9 protein-coding genes and 1 pseudogene are annotated in these 12,861 nt (G+C 63.4%); 9 read left to right on the top strand and 1 reads right to left on the bottom strand.

Annotated features, from left to right (window positions below; all coding sequences use genetic code 11):
- Positions 1-24: 24 nt before the first annotated feature.
- The 8 genes and pseudogenes from IAE36_RS00055 to IAE36_RS00090 all read left to right on the top strand — a co-directional run bounded on the left by IAE36_RS00055 (position 25) and on the right by IAE36_RS00090 (position 10,826).
- The gene (locus IAE36_RS00055) at positions 25-1,173 is read left to right on the top strand and encodes an LLM class flavin-dependent oxidoreductase (RefSeq protein WP_201209510.1); all 1,149 of its coding nucleotides are present in this window, start codon (positions 25-27) and stop codon (positions 1,171-1,173) included.
- Positions 1,174-1,191: 18 nt separating this feature from the next.
- A pseudogene (locus tag IAE36_RS00060) lies at positions 1,192-2,249 on the top strand (ABC transporter substrate-binding protein).
- Entirely contained in the window at positions 2,246-3,304 is a 1,059-nt protein-coding gene (locus IAE36_RS00065) for an ABC transporter substrate-binding protein (RefSeq protein WP_201209511.1), read from the top strand. The pseudogene IAE36_RS00060 and the gene IAE36_RS00065 overlap by 4 nt, the downstream one beginning before the upstream one ends.
- Positions 3,305-3,507: 203 nt before the next feature.
- Positions 3,508-5,751, top strand: coding sequence for a TonB-dependent receptor (locus IAE36_RS00070; RefSeq protein WP_201209512.1), 2,244 nt, complete (start codon positions 3,508-3,510; stop codon positions 5,749-5,751).
- A gap of 61 nt (positions 5,752-5,812) precedes the next feature.
- Complete coding sequence (locus IAE36_RS00075; protein WP_201209513.1) at positions 5,813-8,260, top strand: TonB-dependent receptor plug domain-containing protein; 2,448 nt, start codon at positions 5,813-5,815, stop codon at positions 8,258-8,260.
- A 249-nt stretch (positions 8,261-8,509) separates the two neighbouring features.
- Complete coding sequence (locus IAE36_RS00080; RefSeq protein ID WP_201209515.1) at positions 8,510-9,262, top strand: ABC transporter permease; 753 nt, start codon at positions 8,510-8,512, stop codon at positions 9,260-9,262.
- An 11-nt stretch (positions 9,263-9,273) separates the two neighbouring features.
- A complete protein-coding gene (locus IAE36_RS00085; RefSeq protein ID WP_201209517.1) occupies positions 9,274-10,029 on the top strand; it encodes an ABC transporter permease in 756 nt (251 codons plus the stop codon).
- An 11-nt stretch (positions 10,030-10,040) separates the two neighbouring features.
- Entirely contained in the window at positions 10,041-10,826 is a 786-nt protein-coding gene (locus IAE36_RS00090; RefSeq protein ID WP_201209519.1) for an ABC transporter ATP-binding protein, read from the top strand.
- A 67-nt stretch (positions 10,827-10,893) separates the two neighbouring features.
- On the opposite strand, the gene IAE36_RS00095 is transcribed toward IAE36_RS00090, so the two are convergent.
- Entirely contained in the window at positions 10,894-11,817 is a 924-nt protein-coding gene (locus IAE36_RS00095; RefSeq protein WP_201209520.1) for a carbon-nitrogen hydrolase family protein, read from the bottom strand.
- An 87-nt stretch (positions 11,818-11,904) separates the two neighbouring features.
- Here IAE36_RS00095 and IAE36_RS00100 point away from each other — a divergent pair, with 87 nt between their 5' ends.
- Positions 11,905-12,846: a LysR family transcriptional regulator gene (locus IAE36_RS00100; RefSeq protein WP_201209521.1), complete on the top strand. Its 942-nt coding sequence runs from the start codon at positions 11,905-11,907 to the stop codon at positions 12,844-12,846.
- Positions 12,847-12,861: the final 15 nt, after the last annotated feature.

Raw genomic sequence — 12,861 nt, forward strand, 5'->3', positions numbered from 1 at the left:
CACCCTCTCCCTTCAGGAGCCCCCATGACCACCGAATTCTTCTGGCGCCTGCCCTTGGGCACCGACGGGCCACAGCTGTCCACCGACCGCCATAACCGCGGCAACCCCGCGCACCGCCCCGGCAACATCGCCCCCGGCCGCCTGCCCAATGGACAGGCCGACGGCTTCACCTACATCGACTACATCGCCCAGGTGGCCAAGGCCGCCGAGCTGGCCGGGTTCGAAGGCGCGCTGCTGCCCACCGGCCCTGAGCCGTGGATCGCAGCCGCCGCGCTGGCCCGCGAAACCCGTCGAATACGCTTCCTGATCGCCTTCCAGGCCACCTGGACCCTGCCCGCCTACGCCGCCCAGCAGGCCGCAATCCTGCAGAACCTCAGCGGTGGCCGGCTGGACTGGAACATCATCACCGGCGGCAACCCGGCCAGCCAACGGGCCAATGGCGACTTCCTGGAGCATGACCTGCGCTACAAGCGCACCGGCGAATTCCTCGACGTGATCCAGGGCCTGTGGACCCAGGACAAGTTCAACTACGCAGGCGATATCTACCGCCTGGAAAACGGCAGCCTGCCACCGGGCCTGCAACACGAACGCAAACCGGGCGTGTACTTCTCCGGCTTTTCCGATGCCGCGCTGAACGTGGCCGCGCGCCATGCCGATGTGTACCTGAACTGGGCCGAGTCCATCGACAAGCTCAAGCCGCATATCGAACGGGTACGCGAGCTGGCCTACAAGCAGGGCCGCACCGTGCGCTTTGGCCTGCGTGTCGACCTATTCGCCCGCGAGACCGAAGAACAAGCCTGGCGCGAGCTGCGCCAGCAGTTCGAGCGCCTGGAAGGCAAGGCCAGCGCCAGCGCAAAGGGCTTCGTGACGGGTTCGGACTCTGTCGGTGGTGCACGCCAGGCGGCCTATCACCAAGGCCTGCAGGGCTTTGACGAACTTATCCTGGCACGCAACCTGTGGGCCGGCTTCGCCAAGGCCAAGCCCGGCCCCACCGTAGGCCTGGTGGGTAGCCATCAACACATCGCAGAGCGCCTGGCTGAATACCGAGATGCCGGTTTCAGCACCTTCATCCTCGCCGCCAACCCGCACCTGGAAGAAGCCTTGCGTATCGGCCAGGAGGTGTTGCCGCTTGTGCAGCAGGCAGCCACCACCTCTGAGCAGGCCAGAGCCTGAACGCCATCGGAGCTGAACATGAGCCAACCCCTCGATACCCTGTGGTACACACGCTGCCCGGTGCCCACCGGCCTGGGCATTGCCGTGCAGCAAGGCTGGCTGCAGGAAGACCTGGCCGGGCCCAGGTGCAGTCCCTGCGTGAAGCCGACCAGCAGGCGGTGCGTGAATCCCACTTCGATCATAGCCTGCTCAATTCCGTACGCCACGGCGGCAGCATCCCGGCCATCTGGGCCCGTGCCCAAGGCCGCGACACCCGCGTGATCGGCCTCTCCTGGGCCGATGAGGTGCAGTTGATCCTGACCAGGCCAGACAGCGGCATCCACACCGTAAAAGACCTCAAGGGCCGCCGCTTCGGCCTGCCCGACTGGCCTGCGGTACAAATCGACTTCACCCGTGCCCAAGCTCTGCGCGGGCTGGAAAACGCCCTTAAGCTTGCAGGGTTGCAAGTGGGTGACGTGGAGGTGGTCAATTACCGCTACAACGGCACTTTCAGCGACCGCCCGGTGCGCAACGTAGCCGGTACGCCGGTGTCCAGCACCCGTAGCGAAGGCCGCAACCTGGAGCTGGCCGGCCTGCTGCGCGGCGAGGTCGATGCGGTCTTTCTCAAGGGTGCCAGCGCCGTGCAACTGGCCCACGCCTTTGCCCTGCACACAGTGATCGACACCGGCAGCCACCCCGACCCGCTGATCCGCAGCAACAACGGCACACCACGTACACTGGCGGTGGACAGCCACCTGCTGGTGCAGCACCCGCAGGTGGTGCGTACCCTGCTCGGTTCGGTACTGCGCGCCGAACGCTGGGCACACCAGCACCCTGACGAAACCCGTCGCTACCTGGCGCGGGAAACCAACAGCAGCGAGTACTGGGTGCGAGTGGCCTACGGCAGCGACGCCCACCTGCGTCTGAGCACGCGCCTGGAAGATGAAGCCATTGATGCCCTGCAGGACTTCGTCGAGTTTCTCCAGCGCTGGCGCTTCATCCCGGCGCGCTTCGAAGTACGCGACTGGGTCACTCGGCAACCACTGGAACAACTGCTGCCGCCCCTCCCCATGGACAGGAAACCCGTTACCCCATGACCAAGCCCCTGGAAACGCTCTGGTACACCCACAGCCCCGTGCCCACCGGCCTCGGCATCGCCGTGCAGTCGGGGCGCCTGGCCGAGGCTTTCACGCCGTTCGGCACCAACATCCAGTCGCTGCGTGAATCCAGCGAACGCGAGGTGCGCGAAGCCCACTACGACCATCACCTGCAGAACTCGGTGCGCCACGGCGGCAACATCCCGGCGATCTGGGCATACGCCAGCGGCGTCGAGACCCGTGTGCTGGGGCTGTCGTGGAGCGATGAGGTGCAGTTGATCCTCACCACTGAAGAAAGTGGCGTATGCAGCATTCGCGACCTGAAGAACCGCCGCTTCGGCATACCCAAATGGGCGAACGTACAAATCGACTTCACCCGTGCCCAAGCCCTGCGGGGGCTGGAAAACGCCCTCAAGCTCGAAGGCCTGGCGGTAGCCGATGTGGAGTTGGTCGACTACCCCTATGGCGGCACTTACAGCGACGATGCCAAGCAGCACCTGTACGGCGCCGAAGTGAGCCTGGGCACCAGCCGCGTCAGCCGCCGCAACAACGAGCTGATCGGCCTGCTGCGCGGCGATATTGACGCCATCTTTCTCAAGGGTGCGCATGCGGTGCATCTGGCCCATGAGTTCGGCCTGCGTGTGGTGGTCGACACCGGCAGCCACCCTGACCCGCTGATCCGTAGCAACAACGGTACCCCGCGCACGTTGACCGTGGACCGGCACCTGCTGGAAAACCATTTCGATGCCAGCCGTACGCTGGTCGACACGGTGCTGCGCACCGAGCAATGGGCCTGGGCCAACCCTGTCGAGACCCGGCGCTTTCTGGCGCGGGAGTTGAACACCAGCGAGTACTGGGTGGCGGCGGCCTATGGCGATGATGCACACCGGCGCTTGCGTACGGCCCTCGACAGCCGCTCGATCGAGGCGCTGCAGGACTTTACCGAGTTTCTCTTCAGGTGGGGGTTCATACCACGGCGTTTCGACGTAAAGGGGTGGATTGATTTTCGCGTACTGGAAAGTGTGATCGGTTCGACTTCTCGGTTGGCCGTATAAGTTTTTGGGGCTGCAGCGCGGCCCCAGGCACTCCAGGGCCGCGCTGCTGCCCCAGCAGCACCCGCCCAGCAGTCCACTGTTGTCCAGTAGGCAAGGCCTTTCCAGAAGTCTGAAAAAGACCTTTGTAAACAGATAGTTAACAAGCTGGCACAGTCCCTGCTCTAGCTCTCCCCAACAACGCTTTACATACGGGGAGATCCACCATGCACCAGCTCAACCCTCTTGCCCGCCAGATCAGCATCGCGCTGCTGTTGGGCGGCACCGGCAGCCAGGCCTTCGCCGCGACCGAAGAGATCCAAACCGAACCGGCCCTGGAAACGGTCACGGTCACGGCCCAGCACCGCGAGCAGACCTTGCAGGAAGTCCCGGTAGCCGTATCGGCCATCAAAGGCACCAGCATCACCGCCGATGGCGTGCGCTCGATGGGCGACATCACCACCTTTGTGCCCAACGCCTCGGCAAAGAACCCCGACGGCGACGGCCGTCCGCGCTGGTACATCCGCGGCCTGGGCACAGGCGACACCGGCGCGGCAACGGTCTTTCCGGTCGGCATCTACGCCGATGACGTCTACCTCAACGCCCCCGTTGCCGGCGGCGGGCCACTGTTCGACCTGGAGCGCATCGAAATCCTGCGAGGGCCGCAGGGCACCCTCTATGGCAAGAACACAACGGCCGGTGCAGTGAACGTGATCTCGAAAAAGCCCTCCTTCGACACCGACGGGTATGGCACCGTCGGCTTTGGCAGCAAGAACGAGCGCATTGTAACCGGTGCCATCGGCGGCGCGCTGGTGGACGAAAAACTGGCCGGGCGCGTGGCGCTGTACTCCGAGGAGCGTGATGGTTTCCAGAACAACGACTTCGACGGCAACACTTATGGCGATGTGAACAAGAAAGCCATCCGCCTGCAGTTCCTGGCGCAGCTCAACCCCGACCTAGACGCGCTGCTCAAGGTGCACAGCCGCCAGTTCAAGGGCGACGGCAGCAATGGCTCGCTGCCCGTGGGCCGCTACTACAACGTCGGCTACCAACGCCCGCATGGGCGCGACATTTCGCTGAACGTCAACGAAGACTACCGCCTGGACCACGACGGCGCCTCGCTGACGCTCAACTACTACCTGGGTGACTACACGCTGACGTCAATCAGCGCCTACGACTACATCCGTAACCGCTCCACCAGTGACGCTGACTACACCCCCTACGAGGTCAACGGTGCATCGATCACCGACAACAGCTACCGCCAATGGTCGCAGGAGCTACGCCTCGCGTCGCCGGAGGACCGCCCGCTGCACTGGTTGCTGGGTGCGCACTACTTCCACGAAGACCTCGACAGCTCGGCGCAGCGGGTGGTAACCCCCGGCCCTACGCCCAACGGCACCGGCTCGAATCAAGTGGGCACCACGGCATTGCGCGACATGGGGTTCGACCACCGCACCGACAGCTACGCGCTGTTCGGCAATCTGACCTACGACTTCACCGACGATTTCAGCGTCACCGGCGGCCTGCGCTGGACACAGGAGAAAAAGGACATCGACCTGGACCTGCTGCAGCTGACCCGCGCCAGCGCCAATGGCCCGCTGATCCCGCTGGGCGGCGCGGGCACTAATGGCAACCGCCAGGAAGACAAGACCTGGGAAGCCTGGACCTACGACCTGACGCCCGAGTATCGCATCAACGACAACCTGCGGGTGTTCTTCCGCTACGCTCACGGGTTCCGCTCGGGCGGCTTCAACACCGGGCTTTCCACCAGCCTGGCGCAGTTGACCACGGTCGACCCGGAAGAGCTGGATGCCTACGAGCTAGGGCTGAAGTCGGAATGGTTCGACCGCCGCCTGACCGTCAACGCCAACCTCTTCTACTACGACTACTCAGATATCCAGGTCAATTTGCTGACGGTGAACAACGGCGTGCTCACTACTGCGCTGACCAATGGCGCCAAGGGCAAGGTCAAGGGCGCAGAACTGGAGATCGAAGGCCAGCCGACCGAGCGCCTGCACCTGCGCGCAGCGGTGTCATTCCTCGACACCGAATACACCGATTTCAGGAACACCAACCCCAACACCGGTGCGGTAACCGGCGACTATAGCGGTAACAGCTTCGTGCGTTCACCGCGCAACGTGGTGTCGCTGGGTGCCGATTACACCATCCCGCTGGAAGTGGGCGGCAAGCTGGTGGCCGGTGGGGACGTTAGCTTCCGTGACAAGGAGTACTTCCTGGCCGACCGCCAGAGCAGCGCTGACGAAACCCTCAGCCAGCCCCACTACACCTTGGCCAACGCACGTCTGAGCTGGTTTAGCCACGATGACAAGCTGAGCGTGACCGGTTTCATCAACAACCTTACCGACCGTCGCTACCAGGTACACGGCCGGCCCAACGGCACCGCTGGGCAGTACGTGATCACCTACGGCGACCCACGTACCGTCGGGGTCAGCGTTACCAGCCGGTTCTGATTGAAAACCACTGGGGCCGCAGCGCGGCCCACAGCCTCACGCTGTTTGAAAGGACTACGCCATGCCCCATCACACCCCCTTGGCCAGCGCCATTGCCCTGGCCATTACCGGCCTCGCCGTGCCCGGTTTCGCCGCCGAACCCAACGACCGCCTTGATACCGTGGTCGTGGTCGGCACCCACCGCAGCGACATAACTGCCCTGCAAAGCGCCGCGCCGGTCGATGTGCTGAGCGGTGAAAAACTCCAGGAAACCGGCGCCAGCGACCTGTCCACGGCCCTCACTGCGCTGTCGCCCTCGTTCAGTTTCCCGCAGTCGCCCCAAGGCGCCTTTGCCGGCTCCATCGCACAGGGCGCTTCGCTGCGCGGCCTGGCGTCGGATCAGGTGCTGGTGTTGGTCAACGGCAAGCGCCGCCACACCAGCGCCAATGTCACCCGCCAGGGCTTGGTCAATGCCCGTGGCGCGGCTGCCGTGGACCTTAGCCTGATTCCGCTGTCGGCTATCGAGCGCGTGGAAATCCTGCGTGACGGCGCGGCCGCCCAGTACGGCTCCGACGCCATCGCCGGGGTGATCAACATCGTGCTGAAGGAGCGCGACGATGGCGGTAACGCCGGCTACCGCTTCGGCGGCTACAAGAAAGGCGACGGCCTGCAACGCAAACTCGGCGGCTGGAAAGGCTTCGCTTTGCCCAACGATGGCTTCCTGACCCTAGCCTTCGACGCCGGCAGCCAGGACCCGGCCAGCGACACCCGCGACGACAACCGCATCTTCTACCCCGGCTCCACCAGCATCGGCACCGCGCGCGAGCAAAATAATCGCTACCGCAACTGGCGTTGGGGGTCGGGCAATGTCTCTGACCAATACAACTTCACCGCCAATGCCGAAATGGGTTTGGGCGAGGGCCTCAGCGCCTACGGTTTTGCCACTTATGCGCACAAGAATACCGATGCCGAGAATTTCTTCGACCCGCCTACCACGTTGCGCAACAACTACGGCAGCGTAGCCTTGGCGCGCTACCCTGACGGCCGCCTGCCGGTCACCCGCTACGGCCTGGAAGACGTTGCCGTCACCGGTGGGCTGCGCTTTGAAAGCCAATCTCTGGGCAGCTTTGACCTCGCGCTGAACTACGGTGCCAACCGGGTCGATTCCACCGACCACGATGCGATCAACCCGAGCTGGGGTTCCGCTAGCCCGTCAACCATCTACACTGGCCGCCGCGAAGCCGACCAGACCAACCTGACCCTGGACTGGACCCGCGACTTCGCCGACGGCTGGCTGTTCAAACCATTGACCGTTTCTGCCGGGTTGGCCTGGCGCCAGGAAAACTACGACCTGAACGAGGGCGATGCTGCCGGGTGGTCCAACGGGCCAATGTTCAACACGCGTGACCCTTTAACCGGGCGGCGCATTCCTGGCTATTACTCGGGCATTACCCAGGTCGACGCAGTGTCGCTTGACCGCCGCGTGATCGGCGCGTATCTGGATGTGGAAGCGCAAGTGACCGAGCAATTCCAAGCCGGCGTGGCGGTGCGCAGCGAGCACTATTCGGACTTCGGCGACACCACCAATGGCAAGCTGTCGATGCGCTACGACTTCACCCCTCAGATCGCTGCCCGCGCCAGCGCCAGCACAGGCTACCGGGCGCCGTCGCTTGTGCAGAGCGGTTTGTCATCGTTCAGCGTGCAGGTGGTGGAGCAGCCGCCAGGCAGCGGTAACTGGGTCGAGGTACAACAGCGCACCCTGCGTGCCGATAGTGCGGAAGCTGCGTTGCTCGGTGGCAAGGCACTGAAGCCGGAAGAATCGACCAACTTCTCTATGGGCCTGGTCTGGCAGCCACTGATCAATGCCTCGGTGACCATTGATGCCTACCGGATTGATATCGACAACCGCATCACCCTGTCCGATCAGTTGCCTGCGTCCGTGGTGGGCCCGATTTTCGCCGGCACGCCCTACGCCAGCATCCAAAGTGCGGCGTTCTACACCAACATCGCCGACACCCGCACCGATGGCGTCGAACTGGCCGGCCATTACCTGCTTGATGTGGGCCGTTGGGGGCGCGTGGACTTCAATGGTGGTTACGCACGCAACAATACCCGCATCACCGGCCTGGACAACGTGGGCAACATCGCCGGCAACCAGATCATTGGCCGCAATACCCAGGGGCTGGTTGAAGACGGCACCCCCAAAGACAAACTCACACTCAGTGCCAACTGGCTGTATGACGGCTGGAGCGTTACCGTTGCCCAGCGTCGTTACGGCGAATGGAAAAACCGCAATGCCGCCAACCCCGCGCTCGATCAGACCTTCAGCCCGCAGTGGGTGACGGACCTGGATGTTTCGTACCGCTTCAACCTTGGCCTGACAGTGTCGGCGGGCGCGATAAACCTTTTCGACAGCCATCCTGACAAGCTAGAGGGGGCCCAGCTTTATGGTGTACCTAAATACTCCATTACCAGCCCGGAGGGCGCACAGGGGGCGTTTTACTACACCAGCGTGAGTTACGACTTCTAAGCTGAAACCGGGTTGGCTTCTTCGCGGGTGAACCCGCTCCCACAGGGCAGTACTGATCTTCAGACCTGCGTAGCACCTGTGGGAGCGGATTCACCCGCGAAAAAGCCAGCACCTATATTGCTGCCCCACTGCTGCTCTGGAAGCACCTGACTGCTGCCCCAGCATCACCCTTCTCCCTCCAGCCTGCCAAACTGGGGCCTGCGCCGCCTGGCACAGCTCTTGCGATACAGCTCTACCTTCAGGCCAGCCATGCGCGTGCTCTCTCGTCTTTCTTGGTTCATATCCCCCGTGGCCCTGCTTACTCTCTGGGCCGTGGTGGCCAATGCCGGGCTATTCCCGGCCAACCTGCTGATCCCGCCGCTCGAAGTGTGGCACAGCCTCACCGACCTGCTGGCCACCGGCGAGTTGCAAGAGCACCTGGCCGGCAGCCTGTCACGGCTGGCGCTGGGCTTTACTGGCGGGACGCTGGCCGGCCTTGGCTTTGGCACGGCGTTGGCCTTGTCGAACACCCTGGAGGCCTATTGCGCCCCGTTGTTCCATACCTTGCGACAAGTGCCCAGCATCGCCCTGATCCCGATGTTCGTACTGCTATTTGGCGTGGACGAAACCTTCAAGGTGCTCATCGTTGCCAAAACTGCATTCTTCCCCGTAGCACTGGCCACCCGTGAAGGTATCCGCGCCATCCCCCTTAACCATTTCGAAGTGGCGGCCGTTTACCGCCTGCGCTGGCCCACGCTGGTAGGGCAAATTGCCCTGCCTGCGGCGGTGCCGGCAATCGTGACCGGAATACGTGTGGCACTGACCCGCGCTTGGGTGGTGCTGGTAGCTTGCGAGCTGCTGGCAGCCGACAGCGGCCTGGGCCAGATGATCGAAATGGGCCGGCAGATGCTGCGCATCGATGTCGTTATGGTCGGCGTGGTGCTGACCGGGCTGATCGGCTTCAGCCTGGACTTCATCCTGCGACGCGTGGAATGCCACTTGTCAGCCTGGCAAAGCCGTTGAGGAGGCTGTTGATGAAACGACCTGATTTGCGGGGCCTGGTGCTGCCGCTGGTGCTGATCGGCGCCTGGGAGTATGCCTCTCGCCAAGGGGCGGCCGGTGCCTATGCGTTCGTGCCCCTGGCGCAAGTGGGCACAGCATTGGTCGAACTGCTGGGCAGCGGCGAATTGCTGGTCAACCTGTGGGCCAGCCTGTTCCGTACCTGCAGCGGCCTTACCATCGGCATCATCGGCGGGGTCGGGCTGGGGGCGTTGATGGCCTTGTCCACCCCCGCCAATCGCCTGATCGCCCCGCTGTTCCACGCCCTGCGTCAGGTGCCGATGCTGGGCTGGATCCCGCTGATCGCCTTATGGCTGGGTAACGGTGAAGATGCCAAGTTGCTGATTGTCAGCCTGGCAGCGTTGTACCCGATGGTGCTCAACACCTTTGAAAGCCTGCGCCAGGTCTGCGGCCACCCCCGCGAAGCAGCACGCGTGTTGATGCTCACCCGCTGGCAGCAGCTTTGGCTCATCCTGCTGCCCGCCGCACTGCCAGGCATTGCCGCCGGGGTGCTGCAAGCCTTGGCCTTCGCCTGGGTAACCTCGGTAGGCAGCGAGCTTTTCCTGTCTGCCGGGGCCGGCCTCGGCAGCCTGATGATGAACGCCGAAGCTGCGGCGCGCATGGAGATCATCATGGTCTGCGTGCTGTGCATCGGCCTGAGTGGCTACCTGATGTCCTGGCTATGCACCCTGCTAACCCGCCGCCTGCTGCGCTGGCGCACCCACCATTGAAAGGCCCGCCCATGAACGCCATCGCCCACGCTGTACCCACCCCCGCCAGCACTGGCGCCCTGACCATCTGTGGCCTGAACAAGACGTACCGGCTCAAGGGCAAGCCGGTGCAGGTGCTCGAAGGCATCGACCTGGATATCCACCCTGGCGCATTCGTCAGCATCCTCGGTGCTAGCGGCTGCGGCAAGTCCACCCTGCTTCGGCTGATTGTCGGGCTAGACCAGGACTACCAGGGGCAGATTCTACTGGACCGAAACCCCGTGCGCGGGCCAGGCCTGGAGCGCGGCATCGTGTTCCAGGAACATCGCCTGTTCCCATGGATGACGCTGCAGCAGAACATCGCCCTGGCATTGAAAAACCATGAATTGCCAGCAGCCAATAAGAACCGGTTGGTGTCCGAGCACATCGAACTGGTAGGCCTGGGTGGTTATGAGCAGGCCTACCCGCACCAGTTGTCTGGGGGCATGGCCCAGCGCGCGGCGATTGCCCGGGCGCTGGTGAACAAGCCCAAGGTGCTGCTGCTGGATGAACCGCTCGGCGCACTGGATGCCCTGACCCGGGTACGCTTGCAGCAGGAGCTGCAACGCATCTGGGTGCAGGAGCGTTGCACGGTGATCATGGTGACCCATGACATCGAGGAAGCACTGTACCTGGGTGACCGGGTATTGGTGATGGATGCGCAGCCAGGCAGAATCAAGGAAGACATAAGCATCGATCTACCTCATCCCCGCAAGCGGGACAGTGAGCTTCTGCACGATCTCAAACAGCGGCTGTTGCGACAGTTGGCAGACGCTTGAGGAGGAACCGACGGGCGCGCTGGGAACAGCGCGCTGGCCGAGCCTACGCGACATCACCGCCCCGTGATCAACAGTTGAACATCACCGAACGTTTGACCCGTTCATCTACAGCCAATGAAAACACATCTGGCCGCGCATAATGCCCAACCACATCGAAGTCATACCGAGCCCGGGTCAATTCCTCGATATCAATCTGCGCTGTCAACAACCCCTCCTCCCCGCGCAACGGCCCGGCAAGCACATCGCCCAGTGGCCCCACAATCACACTGTTGCCCTGGATCAGTGGCCGGTCCTCGTCCCAATGCGGCACCTGCACCCCAAGTTGCTTGGGCGAAGGCTGCACCTGGCAGGCGCTAACCACAAACATCCGGCCCTCGTGAGCAATGTGGCGCATCGACGCCTGCCATACATCCCGCTCGTCCACCGTAGGGGCGCACCAGACCTGCACGCCCTTGGCGTACATCGCGGTGCGCAGCAGCGGCATGTGGTTCTCCCAACAGATCGCCGCGCCCACCTTGCCGAATGGCGCCTCAAGCACAGGCAGGGTCGAGCCATCCCCCTGGCCCCAGATCAGGCGCTCGGTTCCGGTTGGCATCAGTTTGCGGTGCTTGGCGACCAGCCCGTGCTCCGGTGAGAAAAACAACGCCGTGCAGTACAGGGTATTACCGGCCCGCTCGATCACACCCACAACCAGGTAAGCACCGGTGCGTTCGGCAAGCCCGGCCAGCTCGTCGGTTTCCACGCCCGGCACATCGATGGCGTTCTCGTAATAACGCTGGAAGCTTTCCCGCCCCTCTGGCAGCCGATAGCCCAGGTAAGTGCCAAATGTTTCACCTTTCGGGTAACCGCCAAGCACGGCCTCTGGCATGACCACCAGGTTGGCGCCCGCCTGTTTGATCTGTGGCTCGTAGGCCAGGATGGCCTCGAGTGTGCTGGTTTTGCCTTCAGGCCTGGAGCCAATTTGCAGTGCAGCAACGGTAGTGGTGGCCATGGTCGTTATCTCGCATGTTATGGCTGGAATATGGGTATAGTCCGTCCGCGCCACCTATCAATCAATCCACAAGGCTGACTAACTGATATGAGCAGTAATAATATCTTGAGCATGGATCTGAACTTGCTGAAAGTGTTCGAAGCCCTGTACGAAGAAGGCGGTGCAAGCCGCGCCGCGATCCGCTTGGGTATCACGCAACCCGCCGTCAGTGCTGCGTTGACGCGCTTGCGTGTGGTGTACGCAGATCACCTGTTCGAGCGGACCGGCCGGGGCCTGCGCCCCACGGCCAAGAGCGAAGAGCTGCGGCCGGTGATCGCCAGCGCCCTGGAAAAGTGCCGTCAGAGCCTGTTGCTCGCCAGCCCCGATGGGGACGGGTTCACGGGGCGCACCTCGACGCTCGGGCTCTCCGATGACCACGAACTGGCCATCGGCAGGCAACTGGTCGACCTGGCCAAGCGCAGCGCGCCGGGGCTCAGGATCATCTTCAAACAGACCCACAGCATGGTGGCAGGCGATGCGTTGATGGGCAGGCATATCGACCTGGCCTTGACCGCAGGTATCCTCGGTTCGCGGGCGCTGGGCCGCAAGGTGCTGGGCACCGGCGGTTACACTTGCCTGATCGCCCGGCAAGCCGATCAGCCACCGGTTGAGCTGACACTGGACGGGTTTCTCGAGCGCAACCACCTGCTGGTGTCGTCGGGTGGGTACGTAGGCGTGGTCGATGAAGCCCTGGCAGCGCTGGGCAGGTCACGCACGGTCGAGGCCTCCACCACCCATTTCGCCGCACTGCCCAGCCTGCTGGCGGGTACCGATTGCGTGGCCACGCTCCCAAGCCATGCAGCCCACGCCTTGGCGAAGAGCAGTGCGGTGGTCTGCTGCCCGTGCCCTATCGACTTGCCCAGGTACTCGGTCGAACTGGCTTGGCGGGTGGACAGCGCGCGGGATCCGGTGGTGCAGAAGGTCAGCGGTTTGATTGGCGAGGCTCTGCAGGCAATCGAGTTGCACGACGTGTTGCTCGGTCATCACTGAGCGTGGAGTCATGCT

The organism is Pseudomonas sp. S36 (assembly GCF_016647875.1).
GTDB lineage: Bacteria > Pseudomonadota > Gammaproteobacteria > Pseudomonadales > Pseudomonadaceae > Aquipseudomonas > Aquipseudomonas parafulva.